The following is a 19,110-nucleotide window of genomic DNA, read 5'->3' on the forward strand; positions in this document are numbered from 1 at the left end:
GTATAACCAGATTGGTACCCCCCAGGGATGGATTAAGGGCAATGCCGATTTGATGACGCTGCCGGATGGGTGACGGATCACCCATTCGGCGCAACTGTGCGATGGATCGATTAAGCAGGATGCTTTTTTGATCACGCGTTAAGTCTGACCCATTTGGGGTAGACTGTGGAATCCGGTTCGGAAGGATCCGAACCGTCCTTGGCGCAAACGCCAACGGGAGCAAGGAGCCAGGTAACCATGAAACTCACCGGCAAGGAAAAAGCGGCGGTCTTCATTCTCTCTCTTCCAGATGATGATGCGAAGAAGATCATGGAAGGGATGAGTGAGGATGAGATCCGTGAGATCTCCCGCACCATTGCCCGTTTGGGGCAGATGGATGAGGAGACCGTTAAGGCGGTCCGTGAAGAGTTTCTCTCCCTCTTTGAGAACCAATCCTTCAACGTTCGTGGCGGCATGCAGAAGGTTAAGGATCTGATCTTCAAAGTCATGGGCAAGGAGAAGGGGCGGCATCTGCTTAAAGAGCTGCAGCAGGGGCCCAAGAATACCCCTTGGGAGATCCTCAATGAGATGGAGCCAACCCTGGTGGCCACCTTCCTGGCCAATGAACATCCCCAGAGTATTGCGCTCATTATCTCCCAGCTCAACGCTGAGCAAGCCTCGTTTGTCATCGACTATCTGGCCCCAGAGGTCCAGCAGGAGGTGATCTACCGTATGGCGAAGCTGGGCAATCTGCCCCCCGGCGCGTTGGAAGATATCGAAGAGTCGCTACTTGCTGAACTGGAAGCCATGGGTGCATCCCGTGGGCTCTACACCTCCGAAGGGGGTGGTGGTGTTCAGAAGGTGGCTGAGCTGCTCAACCTGATGCCCCGTGAGACCTCCGATAAGTTGTTGGCCTTTTTGGATGAAGAAGATAATCCGCTGGCCGAAGATGTCCGTAAGGAGATGTTCCTGTTTGAAGATCTGCTGCTGATGGATGATAAGAGCTTCCAGACGCTGCTGCGTGAGGTCTCCAACGATGAACTGCTTACGGCGCTTAAGGGTACCGATGACCGTCTGCAAGAGAAGTTCTTCACCAACATGTCCGAGCGTGCGGCTGAGATGCTGCGTGAGGATCTGGAAATGATGGGTCCGGTGAAGGTTTCCGATGTGGAACAGGCCCAGCAGGCGATCCTGAAAGTGGCCCGTCAGCTGGAGGCCGATGGTGCAATTGTCATCATGGGTAAAGGCAGCGACGACGTGGTACTGTAAACAGACACAGCAGGTTTTGGGGTGCATCATCCATAGGGATATGCACCCCGCCTGTGGTTAAGGCCCAGGGATTGGGCCCTATTGGGATCTCTTACAGAGATTCCAGTCTCTAAGGGTTGAAGCTCTCCATCAGGGGGGGTGAGAACTCTATCAAGGAAGAGGCGCACGATGACTGAAAAAACTCCCCTCTACCATGACCGCATGGATGACTCCGTAGCTGGAGGCTTTGCGGCTTTGCTTAATCAGGAACCCGACCCCCTTAAAGGGGAGTTCATCGGTTACCTGCCCAATGGCCGGCTTCCCTCCCTAGAAGTTGAAGAACCCGAACCTATTATTGAAGAGGAAGAGGCTGAGCTGCGCCGCGAAGAGGAGCTGGAGCGAGAGCTTTATCAGCGTGTATTCGCCGCAGCTGAACAGGCGGGTATGGAGGCAGGCCTACGCAAGATGGAAGAGGAGATGGCCGCCCGTGTTCCCCGCTTGGAGGGCATTATCCGTGACTTGGATGGGTTGCCACAGCGTGTATTCGCCGCCAGTGAGCAGTTTATGGTGGAGTCCTGCATGGTGTTGCTGCGGGAGCTTTTGGCCCATGAACTGAACGTCAATGTCGACAGCTTGAAAGCCCGTATTCATCGGTTGATGAAAGAGGTCTCCACCCGTGACCGTATGGGTATTCACCTCAATCCCAAAGATGTAGAGTTGCTGGGTAACAGTGCCTCCTTTGATGGGCTGGAGATTGTGGGTGACCCCATGGTGCCCCAGGGCACAGCCCGCCTGGAGAGTAATTTTGGGGGGATTGAGGATGATGTCACCGACCGCTTAGCCCACATGGAACAAGGTATTCGTGCGTTCTTAGAGGAGCGTCAGGAAGAGCCTGAGGTCTATGAAGCGGCTGTCGGGGCTGGTGAGATTCCGCTGGACGATGAAGATGAGATTGATGAAGTCCCAGAGGTGGATGATGACGATACCACCGGGGCTGCTTTGGCTGCGATGGAGGCAGGGGGCAGTGATGAGACCCCGGCTGAAGTCAATGAAATGACATCCATGGGCTCTGAAGTGGCCGAGGACCTTAGTGCGCTGATCGAAGAGAGCGAAGAGGAGGAGGCCGATGAAGCCCTGGGTCTGTTGGGTGACGACCTGACCTCAGAAAATGAAGGGGATGACGAGGAAGATGATGATTGTATCATCGGTCCTGGTGAGATCCCCGGTGCCCAAGCGGTACAAGGGTTGGCTGAGCAGGATGAAATGGCCATGGACGATGCCGCCATGGAAGAGGTGGTTGATGAGAACACCACCGGTGCAGCATTGGCAGCCATGGAGGCCGGTGCGGGTGGATCTGACACCCCAGCGGAGGCCGCTGCTCTGACCCAAATGGGTGCAGATATTGAAGATGATCTGGCCTCTTTGTTGGATGAAGAGGGGGATGATAACGGTGAGCCGGATGTGCTGGCCGATATAGATGAAATTCCTGAGCAGGAGGAGGGCAATACCACCGGTGCAGCCTTGGCAGCCATGGAGGCCGGCGCAGGTGGGTCTGATACCCCAGCGGAAGCTGCGGCGTTGACCCAGATGGGTGAGGATATAGAAGAGGATTTGGCCTCCCTGTTGGATGATGAACCCGATGCTATGGATGAGATGGCACAGATGTTGGCCGATGAGGTCACCGATGAGGAGGAGGCAGATCTGCTGAGTGGTTTGCTGGATGATCCAGATGAGGAGCCGCAGCCATGATGCATGCCGCCCAAGAGTCCAGTGAAGCGCACCCTCTAAAGCTGCCTTGGGGTGACTATGCCCGTGTGGCGCAAGAGGATTTAGGCTTTCATCGCCTGGGTTGGGTGAAGAAGGTGGTGGGGCTGTTGATTGAAGGCAACGGACCTGCGGTCTCCATTGGCCAAATGTGTGATGTGATCCCTGAAAATGGTGAGCCTGTCAAAGCTGAAGTGGTGGGTTTTCGTGACAAATCGGTGTTGTTAATGCCGTTGGGTTCTATTAAGGGGATTTTTCCAGGGTCGCGCATTGTCTCTCAAGGGCGGGCTGAACAGGTGCCTGTTGGGGAGCATCTGCTGGGTCGGGTAATTGGTCCTATGGGGGAAGCGCTGGATGGCCACCCCATGCCCCACTTGGAAGAGCATGTACCCCTGCACTCGGCCCCGCTTAATCCCATGTCTCGTCGTAAAATTGAAGAGCCGTTGGATCTAGGTATTCGTGCAGTAAACAGTATGTTGACGGTCGGGCGTGGCCAGCGTTTGGGGGTCTTTGCCGGAACCGGTGTGGGTAAGAGTACCCTGTTGGGTATGATGGCCCGCTATACCAGTGCGGATGTGAATGTCATTGCGCTGATTGGTGAACGGGGACGTGAGGTTGTGGAGTTCATTGAGGATGAACTGGGTCCAGAGGGTATGGCCCGTTCCATCGTGATTGTGGCGACCTCCGACCAACCCCCCTTAATGCGTCTACGGGCGGCCTATATGGCCACCGCCATCGCAGAGTATTTTCGTGCCAAACAGCAGGATGTACTGCTGTTGATGGACTCCATCACCCGTTTTGCCATGGCCCAACGGGAAGTGGGTCTGGCGACCGGTGAACCCCCCACCAGTCGGGGTTATCCCCCCTCAACCTTTATGCTGCTGCCCAAGCTGTTGGAACGGGGTGGGCGGGATGAAGGGACCGGTTCCATCACCTCAATCTATACGGTGTTGATGGAAGGGGATGATATTCAAGACCCGATTGTGGATGCGGTGCGAGGGATCCTGGATGGTCACATTGTGCTCTCCCGTGATCTGGCTGCGGCCAACCACTATCCGGCCATTGATATCAATGGATCCTTGTCTCGTTTGATGGATGGCTTGGCAGAACCGGGGCACAAAGGTGCAGCCGGTCAGTTGCGTGAGATCTTAGCAACCTACGCCAAAGCAGAAGATATGATTAACATCGGTGCGTATGTGGCAGGCAGTAATCCACGGATTGACCGGGCCATTCAGTTTATTGAACCCATTCGTGAGTTCCTGCAACAGACGGTGGAAGATCCGTCGAATCTGGATGAGAGTGTGGCCCAGCTGGAGAGCCTGTTCCTCTAAGAAAGAGTATTCAGCCCACCCTACGGGGTGGGTTTTTTTCGTTATACCCCCCCCTTGTACAGCCCTTGATCTAAGGTTTAAACGCAGCCAACCATACCGATGGTTGTTGAGGTGTCTGTGCCCTGCCGTGCCATCCATCCGCTTAGACGGGTTCTGAAGGTTCAGGGTTAAGCCATACCAACAACTGGTAGGGGTGACCCCTTTCTAACCGTTATGGATCTGTTTGCGCCCTAGTACCGATGGTGTAGACCGTGATTGATAGATACGGGATGTTGGTGATCCCGATCAATCGGCAGTTTCGCTATGTTCCACATATAAAGTGTGCGAGAAAGCCGCCAAAAGATTGAACGTCTTATGCAGGGTAGGGCCGTGGCTAGCGGTGGCATCCTTACACCCCCATGGGGGTCTGTTGGTCTTGGCGACCAGGGCAGCGTGGTGGGGGCGCAGGTGGCGTGTATGACGATTAATAATAGGTTTTGCTGGAGGATGGGTGCTGACGTGGCGGTGGGTGAGGCACCTCATCCTGAGCAATGATGCCATCCTGGTTACGGTCAAACCGGTTAAAGTGTGCCGGGGGTCCAGTAAACTCCTGTTGGGTGACCTGTCCATCCTGATTACGATCCCAATGGGCCATAAAGCCACCCTGTCTACGGGATCGTCCACGGCGGTCGGTACCCATGGGGGGCTGAAAAGCTTGATGAGACATGCCGGGCTGTTGTGGGGATAATCCCTCTGCTGTTTTGACCATAATATGGTTGGGATAGTGGTGTGCATCGCTTTTTTGGGGTGGGGTGTGGTTTACACCACCCCGTACCAGACGAACATAATTGTTTGTCCGCCGTGCATCCCCTTGGGGGCCATGGCCGATCTTGGCCTTACCCACTTTGGGATCACCACGCTGTGCCCCTGCACCATGTACATCCATAATACGTCCAAACATTTTGCCCATGGCGCGACCAAACGCCAAGTAGACGGCATCCCCGCCCGGATGGGGTCCGTCCAGATGGGTGGTGCCGGTCCAAAAGTGGGGATAATCACTCTCCCCTGCCTCGTTGATCAGGGTGGAGGTCTCAAAAACAGGGTCAATGGCTGCGGAGTTGGTGACATCCGGTGCACGGGTATAATCCACCAGATATTGCAGCTCTTTGGCGTTGGGTAAACGCCAATCCTCATAACCGGCCAATATGCTGTTTTGGGCATAGGCTAGGGCAGCTTGCCAGTTCATGCCCCGTTTACTGTCCTGCTGCGCCCACATCAGCCCGGTTTTATGGTCGGTTATGGTACCATCGCCATGGTTCTCAAAATCGTGGTGCCCATAGCGGGGGCCCCGTACAAAGCGTACATAAAAGGTTTTGGCAACCCGTGGCCCATGGGGACGGTAAAATCCATAGCCTTTGATACGTCCATCCGCAAAGTTCACCCCAAACAGGGTGCGGTTACCCCCCATGGTGGTGCCAACATACTCGGTGCGGGAGAGCCACTGGCCATCAATATAACGTTCCCCTATTTGGGTATTGCCGTAGCGGAAATCAAAGTAATCCGTATTGATGAAGGGTATGGCATTATGGGGTACTTGGCGTAAATCGGGTTTTTGGGTTTGGCGATGACGCCCAAAGCCCATGCCACCCCGCTGTCTGGGGTGGGAAAAACCGGTATACCCCCGGAAATCAATCAATGAGTAGAGCTCTTTAATATTGGGAACCCGCCAATCCTTATGTCCCCCCAAGTTCATCTGCTGGGCCATATGGTGAGCTTGAGCTAAGGAGACTTTATGGCGGTTCACCCCTTTAGACCACATCAAGCCCGTCTGTTGATCGAAGATTGTGCCGTCCCCAAGATCTTGGTAGCTGGGTTGTTGGCTGTGGTAGTTGCCATCCTGCCCAAAAAAAGGTTCATCTGGATCGGCACAGGCGATCTCCCCCCGATTGTTGTAACAGGCGACCTGACCACTATCCACCATGGCTGCGGACGCCATACTCAGCGGCAAGAGTAAGATGACAACCTGCCATATCATGTGGTTTGGTGCGCTGTTGACCATCACTTCTATGCTCCTGGATAGGGGGTTCCCATGACTCTTAGGTAAAGAGCTGAATGGCTTCTTAGTCATCGGATGGCCTGTTTGACCTAACTTTACACAGTTTTACCCATAGGGATAGAATCACCACAACTATCGTTGTGGGTCGCAGATTTAAAGGGATCACCATGGCATCATGGTGAATGGTATGGATTAAAGAAATGCCAACCTTCTATTTGTAGATGAAAATCATTCTTCTTTGAAACTTTGTCGTTTTACGCTACTCTCAAAATTAGCCTCCCCGGATGTTTCTGCATGAAAAACGCAGAGTGACAGGTCACCAAAGAAGGACTATTTTCCCTTTTTTTGGTGACCTGTGTAACGCCTTTCCTTATTTCGGCCACTTAATTATCATTATCTTTGGTGATGTCAAAGAGATCATTTTGCCAATTGGGTTTGATGATACCAGGAGCAAGCGCATGCAACGCCTACCGGTCTACTATCGCATTACACTCTACTATGCCCTATTTGGGGTGTTATGGATTTTTGTGTCTGATCGGGTCTTGGAAATGTTGGTAAGTGACCCACAATTTATGGGTTTGGTGCAGACCTTTAAAGGCTGGATCTATGTGGTGCTGACCAGCTTTATGCTGTTTATTCTGATCCGTATGGATGCCATGGCCATTGAGAAAAAAGAGCAGGAAAAAGCCCAGCTTTATCAGGCAACTTTGGGGGCAGTTCACCATATCCTACACAATTTTCTCAATAAAATGACGCTCTACCGTATGCGTGTGGAAGAGCAGCAAGAGGTGGATCCTAAAATTCAGGCACTCTATGATCGTGTCATTAGTGAGACTAAAAGTGAAATCCACGAACTGCATATGGTTGAGGATTTAACGGCCGAGAAAGTTCGGGAGTCGGTTCAACCTTAAACCGCTTTGTCCCTGCCTGTGAGAGATTGCCACCGAGATATCCTCGTTAGAGGTCTCTCAACTTACCTGCCCCGGTTCTGTGACAGAGCTAGGTTGGGGTGGCCCCCAGTATGAGCCTAAACCACCTAGGGTTCTTTCCGCCGATACCCTATTGATGATACAAGCCCCAGACCGAACATGCTTGATCATCCTTTTCTCTACTTTCCTTAATACATGGCGTGTGATCGCTTGGCATGCCCTGCCGACCCTGTTTGTAGAGCCAACCTATGTACCATCATGCCTGTCGGGTGCCTGTTGCTGATGATGAGGGGATCCCACAGGGGGGAGAGCTGGAACGGTATGAATTGTGGGGGTTATAGGCCAACATAAAAGTAGTGTTGGGGCCTGAGATCCGTTAGGGAATAGGAGAAGCAGTTCTGCGCATGTGCCGAGATCTTAACGGGCCTGTTGGTGGGGCAAGGGCCCGGTTGATCAGGGGCACCAGGTCACGACAGTTGGTGTTTTATCGCCACCAGGTGCCACCGATCAAACAGGTGATTATGCGGATGTCCAATCCATCCAGTCACGGGCTTTCAGGTGCTGACCACGTACATCTTTGCTGTGTGTGCTGGCCAGATAGAGAAAGACCGGGAAGATCGCCTCCGGTACGGGAAGCGTATTTTTATCTTCACCAGGAAAAGCCTCAGCCCGCATGGTGGTGGCTGTACCGCCAGGGTTGACACTGTTCATGCGGACACTGGATTTTTCCAACTCCTGGGCCCAGGTCTCTGTCATGTTAACCAGAGCCGCTTTGGAGGCAGCATAGGCACCCCAGAAGGCACGTCCCTCATGCCCGACACTGGAACTGACGTTGATGACAGAAGCATCATCACTCAATTTGAGTAGGGGCATAAATTCACGGGTGAGAAAAAAGGGTGCCGTCACATTAACCCGCATCACCTGTTCCCACTCTTCAGGCTTATAAAACTCCATGGGTGCCAAGGTACCCAAAAGCCCGGCGTTGTTCACTAAAATGTCCAGTTTTCCATAGCGTGCGTGGGTATTTTTAACCAGTTCAGGAATCGCCCCCATGCCATTTTCCAGATCCAGAGGTACGATGGTAGCTTTGCCCCCGGCCTCGGTAATGGCATCATAGACTTTTTCCAACTTCTCCTGGGTCCGACCCAGTAGCAGTACGGTGGCGCCCTGGGCCGCAAAACCCATGGCAATGGCCTTACCAATACCGGCACCTGCACCGGTTACCAGCGCAATACGGTTTTCAAGCAACATGGTTGATCAATCCTCTATAAATAGCGATGACCCTGCGGCCATTCCGGTGCTTTATGTAATGGGCCCTACCGCGTCGGGTAAGACCGGGCTGGCCCTGCATCTGGCCGAGCATTTCCCTTTGGAGATCGTAAACGCCGATTCGGTTCAGGTCTACAAGGGAATGGATATTGGTTCGGCCAAGCCCACAATGCAAGAACGGAACGCGGTTCCCCACCATTTAATGGATATTACGACACCGGATGATCCTTTTTCTGCGGGGCGTTTTCGTCGGGCAGCCATAGAGATCATTGAAGATTGCCACCGGCGGGGGGTTATTCCTGCTTTGGTGGGCGGCACCGGTTTTTATTTTCGGGCCGTAGAGCAGGGTATTGCGTATATCCCAGAAGTAGAGCCCGCTCTCTTGACCGAGCTTAATGCCAAATCGGAGACAGAGGAAGGTTTGGCCGCATGTTATGCACAGCTTAAACAGGTTGATCCTGAATGGGCTGGCCGGGTGGAGCCACGGGACCGTCAGCGTATTATCCGGGGGTTGTCGGTCTATACAGCCAGTGGTACCGCTTTATCCCATTGGCAACGACTGAGCCGGGAACAAAAACCTGAAGGTCCTGCACTGGCGATCTGCAAATTGGCCATCCAGTGGCCACGGGCAACCCTGTATGCGCGCATTAACCAACGTTTTGAACAGATGGTAAGCGAAGGATTTTTGGAAGAGGTCCAGACCCTGCGAGCACAAGGCTACCATAAAGATCTGCCTGCCATGCGTGCGGTGGGTTACCGCGCATTGATGGGTTATCTGGATGGTCAGTATGATTTGGCCCGTGCCGTGGAGCTTGGCCAACAGGACAGTCGCCGCTATGCCAAACGTCAAACCACGTGGTTAAATGGTGAACCCGGGCTGCATTGGTTAGAGCCAAACGGGGCAAAACAGGCTGCTTTAACCACAGTTGAAGCTTTTTTGCATTTTTTTCTGAAAAAATAACGTTTTTTGGTTGAGTACCACCCTATGACCGTTTAAAAATTCGTAGGGTGGCCAAAAAAGAATTGACAGACCTCTTTCGGTCGCTTGTGCAAGAATGATTTGTTTTTTTGCCGGACATAGGCCTTTGGTCCTCATACGCTGGGTTGAACCCATTGATGAGCTGGGACGGATGATCCGCACCCGATGCCGGACTTATAACGAGAATGATGATAGGGAGAGTGGACCATGGGCAGCCATGCCGGACACAATGTACAGGATCCGTTTTTGAATACCCTACGCCGGGAAAAAGTGCCGGTCACGGTCTTTTTGGTCAACGGTATTAAGCTGCAAGGGATGATCACCTCCTTTGACAACTACTGCCTGTTGCTGAAAAACAGTGTCACACAGTTGGTCTTTAAACATGCCATTTCCACAGTGATGCCCTCGCGCAACATCCATACCGGTGATGAGCGGGATGAGCGTCCTGAGCGTAAAGATAGTAAGGAATAAACGATTTGCGTTTTTTAGTTGATGTGAACAAGGCGCTCCACATGGAGCGCCTTGGCCTTTATGCCCATGCTTGATACCCATCAAGCCCCTGATCGGGCCATACTGCTCCAAGCTCTGGAGCCCAAGATCACCCGCGATGCCTCCCAGCGCCTGCTGGATGAACTGGTGCATCTTTCTACCACCGCTGGTTTGGACATTCACACCGCACAGCTGCTCTCTTTACAGAAGGTGGTTCCGTCGACCTATTTTGGTTCCGGGCAGGTTGAAGAGTTGGCCCACCAGATTAAGATCAATGAGATCGATGTGGCGGTGGTCAACCATGCCTTAACGCCGATCCAGCAGCGTAACCTTGAGAAGCATCTTAACGTCAAGGTGGTGGACCGAACCGGTTTGATCCTGGAGATTTTTGCGGCCCGTGCCCGTACGCGGGAAGGGACCATGCAGGTTGAGCTGGCTTCGTTAATGTATCAGCAATCCCGGTTGGTTCGTTCCTGGACCCACCTGGAGCGTCAACGTGGTGGGGTCGGTCTACGTGGTGGTCCGGGTGAACGACAGATTGAGGTTGACCGTCGTCTGATCCGTAACCGCATTCATAAGTTAAAAAAACAGTTGGAGGAGGTTGAGCGTACCCGTGCTTTACAGCGCCAACCCCGTAAGGAAATTCCCCTCTATACTGTGGCCTTGGTGGGCTATACCAACGCGGGTAAATCCACCCTGTTCAACCTGGTAACCAATGCGGGTGTGATGGCGGAGGATAAGCTATTTGCCACGCTGGACCCCACCATGCGTGCGGTGGATCTGCCAGAAGGAGGGCGGGTTTTATTATCCGACACCGTGGGTTTTATCCGCCAACTGCCCCACCAGTTGGTGGCCGCCTTTAAGGCCACCCTGGAAGAGGTGATCAGCGCTGATCTGTTGCTGCATGTGGTGGATTTGTCGGATCCTGAGTGGGAAAACTATGTGGATTCGGTTGAAGAGGTGTTGCAAGAGCTGGATATTCAGCACACGCGTACCATCACAGTGTACAACAAAGTGGATATGCTGGAGAGCCGTGGGGTGCTGGAGCGGGAGCTGGCTCGGGAGGATACCATTGGTATCTCAGCCCAAACTGGTGAGGGGGTTCATGAGCTACTCACCACCTTACGGGCGGCGGTGGGACGGGCCATGGTGCGCTATCAGGTCACCTTGCCGGTCTCCGATGGACGTTGGTTGGCGAAGTTCCATGCCGAAGCCTCGGTTATGGAGACCCGTATGAATGATGAATCCACCTTTTTAACCGTAGAGATGGCACCTTCCGTCTTAGGGCGTTTACAGGGTGAAGCGGAAAAAGCGGGCGCCAAGGTTCGGTTTAAAGCGCTGGATTAATCCCTTTATGGAACCAGAGCTTCATCGACCTGGGGTAGGTGAAGTCTCTAGGTTACCAGGGATCACACCCCGTTTGGGCAGGTATGCCCACAGACCCCCAGTTATCCTCATGGGTGTTTCCCCCTATGGGGGTCTTGGATAACGCCCCCACGCACGGTGTGGTGAGGTTGGGGGCGGATCTAGATCGTACAATCTTTTCATTTGACTGTAGATACAGTACCCCTGCTGGTTACAAGCCCACCCCAATGGGTGCGTTTAGGGTATGGCAGGCTTAGCCCAAAGCTTGATCATGGTCAGCATGAGAGGGCTTGTTTGGTCGTAAAACTGTTTAGCGTTGGCCCTTGCTCCTGCCACTGTGTGCAAGGGTTGGCTCAACAGATTAGAGGTACCCTTCCGCATCGCAAGAGATCGGGACATCGCTTGATCTCATCCCCTGTTTCCCACCGTTTTGCTTCCTAGCTGGTTTGTGACCTCATATCCGTTGATCGCGGCTCCTGTAGTGCTGTGGGGGGATCCTTTCTTTTAAACAGCAGCCGTTTTTGAACAGGTTCTACAGGTCTGGTGTCCAAGGTTCTATTCGATCATCTCTTTGGGAGCATGCTTGTGCCCATCTCTAAACTCGTCTTTGCCCTTGGTGCGCTCCTGGCGCTGTTGATCGTGACTCTACAACCCTTTGAGACCACCCTACTCAATGGGGCATTGGCCATTGTGCTTTTTGCCATAAGTGGCTGGGCTTCCGGTGCGATTCCAGAACATTTAACCGCACTAATTTTCTTTCTATTGGCCATTCTTAGCGGTATTGCAGCACCGGCTATGGTCTTCTCTGGTTTTTTGACCTCAGCCTTTTGGTTGGTCTTTGCCGGTATCATTATCGGGGCCGCCATGAAACATACCGGCTTGGATACCCGTTTGGCCCATAAACTGGCCCACCATGCGCCGGCCCAATATGGGGGGTTGATCGCGGCCATTGTTATCTTTGGTATGGTGTTGGCCTTTCTCATGCCCTCTTCCATGGGTCGTGCTGTACTGATTGTGCCTCTCATGCAGCGTTTAGCGCAGCAGATGGGCTATGCAGTGGGCTCGCGGGGGTATATTGGTATTCTGTTGGCGGGGGCGATGGGGAGCTTTTTCCCGGGTTTTGGTATTCTACCTGCCAATGTTCCCAATATGGTTATGGTCGGGGCGGCCGAATCTCTTTATAGCTGGTCACCCTCCTATGGTGGTTATCTGCTGTTGCACTTCCCACTGCTCGGTTTGGGCAAAAGCCTGCTGATCACAGGGTTGATCACCTATTTTTACCATGACAAACCCACCCTGCCGGTGATGGCCAGTCAGACAGAGCGCGTACCCTATACAACGTCTGAGCTACGTTTGGCCCTGCTGCTGACCCTGGCCATTGTGTTGTGGGTAACGGATTTTGCACACGGCATTTCCCCAGCCTGGGTCGGGTTGGGTGTGGCGGTTTTTTGTCTGTTGCCGGGTGCCCGTTTGGTGGAGGGGCGTACCATTAGCCAGTTCAACCTCTCTCCTCTGCTCTATGTCGCAGGTATTATTGGTATGGGGGCGGTGGTGGCCGAGACCGGTTTGGGTCATTTAATGGCCGAAAAGGTTTTGGCTTTCTTACCCTTGAGTGAAGATGCCCCTGTGGTGAACTGGACCAACCTCTCTTTGGGCTCGGTGTTTATGAGTCTATTGACCACACAGCCAGGTTTACCGGCTGTAATGAGCCCCCTGGCTCAGCCGTTGGCCGAGGCATCCGGCTTGGAGCTTCATACCCTGTTGATGATCCAGGTGCTGGGGTACTCTACCACCATCCTGCCTTATCAAGCCCCACCGTTGGTGGTGGCGGCGCAGTTGGGTCGTATTCCTTTTAAGGATCTGATCAAGATGACCTTTCTATTGGCACTGCTGACACTGCTGCTGCTTGTACCTTTAGATATCCTTTGGTGGATGCTCCTCGGTGCTCTGTAAAACCGAACCGACGATCTGGCTGCGGATGAGAAAAGATATCCTGCGTCGCGCGCTTTGGTCTCAGCCTCTTTCCCCTTTTCTATGGGCTGTTTGTTTCTCAACCTATGGATCTACGCCCGACAATGAAAAAAAATGGGTGTGAAAATGGTGGAATCCCCCGATAAAGCCTGTCGGTGGTTGCTGCTGTGTCCATGCGGGAGAGCCCGATCCGCCATCCATTCTTCATCGGTCATAGGAACGCTGGGGGGGGTGGTCATGGTGTTTGGGCAAAAAGCTTTAAAAATCCTCACTGGGATGGATGGACATTTTGTGAGGCCTCCTATAGAGTACCGCCTTCGCGTTGAAGGGGTTCAGGTGTGAGGCGCGGAAAAAAATCACTGTTTTTGATTTTTTTTTCTCGGCTGGGGTTGCAATCCCCCATGGTCGACCCCACATATGCACCAATACGATATCGAAACCGGTCTATTTAGACCGATCACATAGATGTTAAACAGGATCTTTCGGAGGCAATCCCATGTCGATCAATTTTCGTCCGCTGCATGACCGTGTTGTTGTAAAGCGTACCGAGTCTGACGCTAAAACTGCTGGTGGTATCATCATTCCTGACACCGCTCAAGAGAAGCCTGTACAGGGTGAAGTTGTAGCCGTTGGTGCAGGTGCTGTGAGTGATGCCGGCAACGTGCGTCCTCTGGAAGTAAAAGTGGGCGACACTGTACTGTTCTCTAAGTACGGTGGCACTGAAGTGCGCATCGATGGTGTTGATCTGCTGATCATGCGTGAGTCCGACATCGTGGGTATCTTGGGTTAATTTCCCATTCCACTTTGACCATAAAATAAAGAAACGCGCTTTGCGCATTTAAATAGGTAAGAGGAAGCATAACATGGCTGCCAAAGAAGTAATGTTCGGCGAATCCGCCCGCGCCAAAATGCTGGATGGTGTAAACATCCTGGCTAACGCTGTTAAAGTAACCCTGGGTCCTAAGGGCCGTAATGTGGTTCTGGACAAGTCCTGGGGCGCCCCCCGTATGACCAAGGACGGCGTTTCTGTTGCCAAAGAGATCGAACTGGAAGATAAGTTCGAGAACATGGGTGCACAGATGGTGCGTGAGGTCTCCTCTAAGACCGCTGATGTTGCTGGTGACGGCACCACCACCGCAACCGTACTGGCCCAGGCTCTGATCCGTGAAGGTATGAAGGCCGTTGCCGCTGGCATGAACCCCATGGATCTGAAGCGCGGCATCGACTTAGCGGTTGAAGCTGTGATCGAAGGTCTGCAGGGTATCTCCCGCGAAGTGACCAACAGCCAGGAAATCTCCCAGGTTGGTACCATCTCCGCCAACTCCGACCAAGTGGTTGGCGATATGATCGCTGAAGCCATGGACAAGGTTGGTAAAGAGGGTGTGATCACCGTCGAGGAAGCCAAAGGTCTCGAGACCACCCTGGACGTTGTTGAAGGTATGCAGTTTGACCGTGGTTACCTCTCTCCCTACTTTGTCACCAACGCTGACAAAATGCTGGTCGAGATGGAAAATCCTCTGATTCTGTTGGTAGAGAAGAAAATCTCCAACCTGCAGCAGATCATCCAAATTCTGGAAGGTGCTGTTCAGTCTTCCCGTCCCCTGATGATCATTGCCGAAGATGTTGAGGGCGAAGCCCTGGCGACGCTGGTTGTGAACAAGCTGCGTGGCGGCCTGAAAATCTGTGCCGTTAAAGCACCTGGCTTTGGTGACCGTCGTAAAGCCATGATGGAAGATCTCGCTACCCTGACCGGTGGTGTACTGGTTTCTGAAGATGTTGGCGTTAAGCTCGAGAGCGTTACCCTGGATATGCTGGGTACTGCCAAGTCCATCGTGGTGACCAAAGAAGACACCACCATCGTTGATGGTGCTGGCGATGCTGAGGCCATCAAGGCCCGCGTTAACCAGATCCGTGCTCAGATCGACGAAACCACCAGCGACTACGACCGTGAGAAGCTGCAAGAGCGTCTGGCCAAGCTGGCCGGTGGTGTTGCTGTGATCAAGGTTGGTGGTGCAACGGAAGTTGAAGTGAAAGAGCGTAAGGATCGTGTTGACGATGCGCTGCACGCTACCCGCGCTGCTGTGGAAGAGGGCATTGTTCCTGGTGGTGGTGTGGCTCTGCTGCGCGCCCGTGGTGCTAAGCTGGCTGCTCTGGAAGGTGCCAACAACGACCAGCAAGTGGGTATCAGCATCGTAACCCGCGCACTGGAAGAGCCTCTGCGCATCATCGCTGGTAACGCCGGTGCTGAGGGTTCTGTGGTCATCAACAAGGTTGTTGAGACCGATGAGACCAACTTTGGCTACAATGCTGCCAGTGGTGAGTATGGCGACATGGTTGCCAGCGGTGTGATCGATCCTGCCAAGGTTGTGCGTCACGCACTGCTGTCCGCTTCTTCCGTGGCTGGTTTGATGATCACCACCGAAGCGATGGTTGCTGAACTGCCTAAGGATGAGCCTGCTATGCCTGCTGGTGACATGGGCGGCATGGGTGGCATGGGTGGTATGGGCGGCATGATGTAAGTGTGCTGTCGATCCAACCTGGATCATCTTGATGGATTTAAAACGCCTCCGACCCTTGGTCGGGGGCGTTTTTCTTTTTAAGTTCAGATCCATGAAACCATTTTTGCATAGGGCACTCATAGAGTGACCCCCATAAGTTCAGAGACAATAGAGGTGTGCAATGGCTGTGGTAATGCTGGTGTGTGATGATCTGCTGAGTAAAGTTCAGTTGGAGTCAAACTGGAAAGCCAAGGGGCTGACGGTGGTCAACGATAAGAGCACGGAGAACCCGCAGATCATTGCCCTGGACCTGCGTCCCAATAATGCGCTGGAGCGTATCACAGAGCTATTAAACGCCTATCCTGATGCGCAACTGGTGGCCTTTGGCCCCCATGTGCAGGTTGAGCGCTTAAAAGCCGCCAAAGAGGCTGGTGCCCATTTGGTGGTGGCACGCAGTGCGGTGGTGGAGAAGGTGGGTCAACTGGCAACTCGGTTGGCTTAAAGGGCCTCAGCCCACATGCACTCCCAGGCGGTCATGAGATCATTGGCCATTAGGGGGGCATCAAACAAGGGTGAAGCCAGGACCTGTTCCCGTAGGGTTTGGCGTAGTTGAGCCAGTGCGGGTAGGTCACGGGCTAGAGCCACCACTTTTTCCACATAATCTTGGGTATCCTCTGCAATCCAAGAGGCCAAGCCTGCATGGTGTAGTAGGCTTTCCCCCTGATGGGCCATAAAGCGGTGCCCCTTAAGGGTCACAAACGGAACCCCCATCCATAACCCTTCCACACTGGTGGTGCCACCAGGGAAGGGGAAGGGGTCCAAGATCATATCGACTTGATGATAACAGCGGAAATAGGCATGACGTTCAGACCCTCCCTCCAAAATTAACCGGTTTGCATCAATCCCCCAATCCTTAAAAGCTTGTTTTACCTGCTCGGTAACCTGAGCACTGGAAAAAATACCCTGCTTAAGATAGAGACGGCTATTGGGTATGCGGTGCAGAATCTCAGCCCAGCACTGGTAAACCTCTGGATTATACTTGGCCACTTTGTTAAAGCAGCCAAAGGTCACAGATCCTGTTTCCAGTGCGGGTAGTGGATTGACTTCAACATCCAGATCCGGCGCGGTAAAGCACAGATGACTGTGGGGGAGTAGCCAACGTTTTTCTACATACAGGTGTGCTTCAGCCTCGGGCAGGGTGTGGGCATTTCCCATAATATAATCGATCTGTGCAATACCTGTGGTGGCGGAATAACCCAGCCATGTGGCTTGTATGGGGGCTGGTTTCCAAGCAAACAGGGGTAGACGATGTTTGGCGGTATGGCCGGATAGATCGACCAAAATCTGAATCCCATCCTGTCGGATCAGTTGGGCGACCTGGGCATCGTCCATAAATTGTATGTGACGCCAATGGGTAATGGTCTGTTGTAAGCGTTGGGTCAGTGCATCGCCACGTTTACCACTGTTGTAGGCAAAGAGCTCAATACGCTGTGGGTCAAAATGGTGGGTAATGGCCTCTAAAAAATAGCCCACAGGGTGGTTGCGCAGATCACCGGATACCCAACCAATGCGTAAAGGTTGGGTCAAGGCTTGGGGGGGCGGGTGGGGCTTAGGCTTGGCCTGCTGTTGGGCCCGTTTACCATAGATCTTGGCCTGTTCAACCATTTGGGGTTGGTCGGTGTCGGGCAGGTAGTGGGCCAGGAACAGTTGGTGGCTGCGGGCTTCTAAATGATCAGGGTCCAGCTTAATGGCCTGTTCAATGGCCTCTAACGCTTGGGGGTGTTGGCCACTGTTGCGGTAGAGGGCGCTAAGCTGCATCCAGGCATTGCGGTTGGCTTTGCGGGCCAGTAGCTGTTCTAAGCAGTGGATCGCTTGCTGGGTTTGCCCCTGTTGTTCATACACCTTGGCCAGGGTGGTGTGCCACTCCTCAATATCCGGTTGTTGAACCGTGGCTCGCTCCAGCAGTGTTTGAGCTTGATCGTACTGTTTAATATTGATGTAGAGGTTGGCTAGGTTATAGATCGCTTGCCGGTTTTCTGGGTCCAGTGCCACCCCTTGCTCAAAGTGAGTACGGGCCTGAGCAAAGCGCTCCTGCCGATTGCGGATCACCCCCAGATTAATGTGTGAGATGGCACATTCGGCCCGGTTTTGTTCCAGTAGCTGTGCGGCATCCTCCAACTGACCTTGCTGCATCAGTAGATTGGCCAGGTCAATGCGCCCATCATCCTGATCGGGGTGTTGGTCAATCAATCGGCGTAACCACGCTTCCGCTTCCTCCAGATGTCCGGCCTGTCTGAGTAACCGGGTAAAACGGTGCATCACCTGGGCAAGGTGTGGTTGCCGCATGACGGCCCCTTTAAAAACCGCAATGGCCTCCTCCACCCGGTTTTGTGCCATGAGCAGATTTGACATGGCCATGGAAAAATTGGGGTTGTCCGGTTGTAGGTGCCGGCAGTAGTCATAGCAGATCAAAGCCGCTTTGATATCCCCAACCTCACGCAACAGGGTGGCCCGCTGTTGCCACAGCTGTAGGGTGTGGCTGCCATCGTGCAGCCACTGCTGGGTCAACCGTTTGATATCCTCTTGGCGATTTTGAGCACGGTAGAGGTTAAACAGCTGTTTTTGACTTTGTGGATCATGGGGGGCTGCCTGCAGTGCAGCTTGGTAGTGCTGCTCAGCCTCGGCCCAGCGCTGTTGCTGGTGGGCATGAATACCCAGGTTAAGCCGGGCTGCAAAATAGTATGCATCCGACGGCGCCACTTGCAAAAAAGCCTGCATGGCCTGTTCAACCTGACCGGCTTTTAACCGTGCAACAGCCTCTTGATAAGGGGGTGGGGGTTTAGCAGACATAGATAGGTCATAACCGGGGTTGGAGGTGGATAGATCTCAGGGTAGGGGCTGGGGCTAGCCCGAGCAAGGGACGATATTTTTCCCTTCGTAAGGGTGAGATGGTCCACGTGGGTTGGGGCTGCATAATACGAAGCGATGGTTTGATGAATCGACCCGTTCTTGCCCCTCTCGTTGGTGATAACGTTGTAGAGGGCGGTATGTATTAAAGAGGGATTAGAAAAGAAAAGGAGGTTGTTGGTATAGTATGTGTTGTAATACGAAAGAGGTTGAAAATAAAAGGAAACCTAAAGCTTTCCTACATCATGTCGATAAGTTTCTTAAGCGGGGTGCCATGACGCAGGTTGCATTATGGGTAATGCGATCTTTGGTATCTGTGCCGCTTTTTCAGGGTGCTTGGCAGCTT

At 53.2% G+C, this 19,110-nt stretch carries 14 protein-coding genes; 11 read left to right on the forward strand and 3 right to left on the reverse strand.

The features are described 5' to 3' along the window. Positions 1-237 precede the first annotated feature (237 nt). From fliG to V5T57_RS05835, 3 genes are all read left to right on the forward strand, one after another. Positions 238-1,248: a flagellar motor switch protein FliG gene (fliG, locus tag V5T57_RS05825; RefSeq protein WP_332890233.1), complete on the forward strand. Its 1,011-nt coding sequence runs from the start codon at positions 238-240 to the stop codon at positions 1,246-1,248. Between the two features lie 168 nt (positions 1,249-1,416). Further along, positions 1,417-2,976 carry a FliH/SctL family protein gene (locus V5T57_RS05830; RefSeq protein WP_332890234.1) on the forward strand — a complete coding sequence of 520 codons (1,560 nt, stop codon included), beginning with the start codon at positions 1,417-1,419 and terminating at the stop codon, positions 2,974-2,976. Further along, positions 2,973-4,322, forward strand: coding sequence for a FliI/YscN family ATPase (locus V5T57_RS05835; RefSeq protein WP_332890235.1), 1,350 nt, complete (start codon positions 2,973-2,975; stop codon positions 4,320-4,322). The genes V5T57_RS05830 and V5T57_RS05835 overlap by 4 nt, the downstream gene beginning before the upstream one ends. A 463-nt stretch (positions 4,323-4,785) precedes the next feature. Here V5T57_RS05835 and V5T57_RS05840 read toward each other — a convergent pair whose 3' ends face one another. Continuing rightward, positions 4,786-6,360 (reverse strand): Lcl domain-containing protein, encoded by a 1,575-nt coding sequence (locus tag V5T57_RS05840; protein WP_332890339.1) that lies wholly within the window; start codon positions 6,358-6,360, stop codon positions 4,786-4,788. Positions 6,361-6,815: 455 nt separating this feature from the next. Here V5T57_RS05840 and V5T57_RS05845 point away from each other — a divergent pair, with 455 nt between their 5' ends. Continuing rightward, positions 6,816-7,268 (forward strand): hypothetical protein, encoded by a 453-nt coding sequence (locus V5T57_RS05845; RefSeq protein ID WP_332890236.1) that lies wholly within the window; start codon positions 6,816-6,818, stop codon positions 7,266-7,268. Positions 7,269-7,805: 537 nt separating this feature from the next. Here the strand turns inward: V5T57_RS05845 and V5T57_RS05850 are convergent. Further along, on the reverse strand, positions 7,806-8,537 hold the full coding sequence (locus V5T57_RS05850; protein WP_332890237.1) for a YciK family oxidoreductase: 732 nt from the start codon (positions 8,535-8,537) through the stop codon (positions 7,806-7,808). Between V5T57_RS05850 and miaA the strand changes: the two genes are divergently transcribed. The 7 genes from miaA (at position 8,536) to V5T57_RS05885 (ending at position 16,359) form a co-directional block, all read left to right on the forward strand. Beyond that, a complete protein-coding gene (gene miaA, locus V5T57_RS05855) occupies positions 8,536-9,516 on the forward strand; it encodes a tRNA (adenosine(37)-N6)-dimethylallyltransferase MiaA (protein WP_332890238.1) in 981 nt (326 codons plus the stop codon). The two genes, V5T57_RS05850 and miaA, sit on opposite strands and share 2 nt — an antisense overlap. A gap of 225 nt (positions 9,517-9,741) precedes the next feature. Beyond that, positions 9,742-10,005, forward strand: coding sequence for an RNA chaperone Hfq (hfq, locus tag V5T57_RS05860; RefSeq protein WP_332890239.1), 264 nt, complete (start codon positions 9,742-9,744; stop codon positions 10,003-10,005). A 66-nt stretch (positions 10,006-10,071) separates the two neighbouring features. After that, a complete protein-coding gene (gene hflX / locus V5T57_RS05865; RefSeq protein ID WP_442918171.1) occupies positions 10,072-11,370 on the forward strand; it encodes a GTPase HflX in 1,299 nt (432 codons plus the stop codon). A 603-nt stretch (positions 11,371-11,973) separates the two neighbouring features. Continuing rightward, a complete protein-coding gene (locus tag V5T57_RS05870; RefSeq protein WP_332890241.1) occupies positions 11,974-13,341 on the forward strand; it encodes an SLC13 family permease in 1,368 nt (455 codons plus the stop codon). Positions 13,342-13,855: 514 nt separating this feature from the next. Continuing rightward, positions 13,856-14,149, forward strand: a complete 294-nt coding sequence (groES, locus tag V5T57_RS05875) for a co-chaperone GroES (protein WP_332890242.1) — start codon at positions 13,856-13,858, stop codon at positions 14,147-14,149. Between the two features lie 73 nt (positions 14,150-14,222). After that, positions 14,223-15,878: a chaperonin GroEL gene (groL, locus tag V5T57_RS05880; RefSeq protein ID WP_332890243.1), complete on the forward strand. Its 1,656-nt coding sequence runs from the start codon at positions 14,223-14,225 to the stop codon at positions 15,876-15,878. 160 nt (positions 15,879-16,038) lie between these two features. Further along, positions 16,039-16,359 carry a hypothetical protein gene (locus V5T57_RS05885; RefSeq protein WP_332890244.1) on the forward strand — a complete coding sequence of 107 codons (321 nt, stop codon included), beginning with the start codon at positions 16,039-16,041 and terminating at the stop codon, positions 16,357-16,359. On the opposite strand, the gene V5T57_RS05890 is transcribed toward V5T57_RS05885, so the two are convergent. Next, on the reverse strand, positions 16,356-18,707 hold the full coding sequence (locus V5T57_RS05890) for a tetratricopeptide repeat protein (protein ID WP_332890245.1): 2,352 nt from the start codon (positions 18,705-18,707) through the stop codon (positions 16,356-16,358). The two genes, V5T57_RS05885 and V5T57_RS05890, sit on opposite strands and share 4 nt — an antisense overlap. Between the last annotated feature and the right edge of the window lie 403 nt (positions 18,708-19,110).

The sequence above is a fragment of the Magnetococcus sp. PR-3 genome (genome assembly GCF_036689865.1).
Taxonomy (GTDB): domain Bacteria; phylum Pseudomonadota; class Magnetococcia; order Magnetococcales; family Magnetococcaceae; genus Magnetococcus.

Excerpts from the sequence above, each read along its gene's own strand:
- V5T57_RS05835 (WP_332890235.1), top strand. The coding sequence starts at position 2,973 with ATGATGCATGCCGCCCAAGAGTCCAGTGAAGCGCACCCTCTAAAGCTG.
- V5T57_RS05890 (WP_332890245.1), bottom strand. The coding sequence starts at position 18,707 with ATGTCTGCTAAACCCCCACCCCCTTATCAAGAGGCTGTTGCACGGTTA.
- fliG (WP_332890233.1), top strand. The coding sequence starts at position 238 with ATGAAACTCACCGGCAAGGAAAAAGCGGCGGTCTTCATTCTCTCTCTT.
- V5T57_RS05845 (WP_332890236.1), top strand. The coding sequence starts at position 6,816 with ATGCAACGCCTACCGGTCTACTATCGCATTACACTCTACTATGCCCTA.
- V5T57_RS05850 (WP_332890237.1), bottom strand. The coding sequence starts at position 8,537 with ATGTTGCTTGAAAACCGTATTGCGCTGGTAACCGGTGCAGGTGCCGGT.
- V5T57_RS05830 (WP_332890234.1), top strand. The coding sequence starts at position 1,417 with ATGACTGAAAAAACTCCCCTCTACCATGACCGCATGGATGACTCCGTA.
- groL (WP_332890243.1), top strand. The coding sequence starts at position 14,223 with ATGGCTGCCAAAGAAGTAATGTTCGGCGAATCCGCCCGCGCCAAAATG.
- hflX (WP_442918171.1), top strand. The coding sequence starts at position 10,072 with ATGCTTGATACCCATCAAGCCCCTGATCGGGCCATACTGCTCCAAGCT.
- V5T57_RS05885 (WP_332890244.1), top strand. The coding sequence starts at position 16,039 with ATGGCTGTGGTAATGCTGGTGTGTGATGATCTGCTGAGTAAAGTTCAG.
- V5T57_RS05840 (WP_332890339.1), bottom strand. The coding sequence starts at position 6,360 with ATGGTCAACAGCGCACCAAACCACATGATATGGCAGGTTGTCATCTTA.
- hfq (WP_332890239.1), top strand. The coding sequence starts at position 9,742 with ATGGGCAGCCATGCCGGACACAATGTACAGGATCCGTTTTTGAATACC.
- groES (WP_332890242.1), top strand. The coding sequence starts at position 13,856 with ATGTCGATCAATTTTCGTCCGCTGCATGACCGTGTTGTTGTAAAGCGT.
- miaA (WP_332890238.1), top strand. The coding sequence starts at position 8,536 with ATGGTTGATCAATCCTCTATAAATAGCGATGACCCTGCGGCCATTCCG.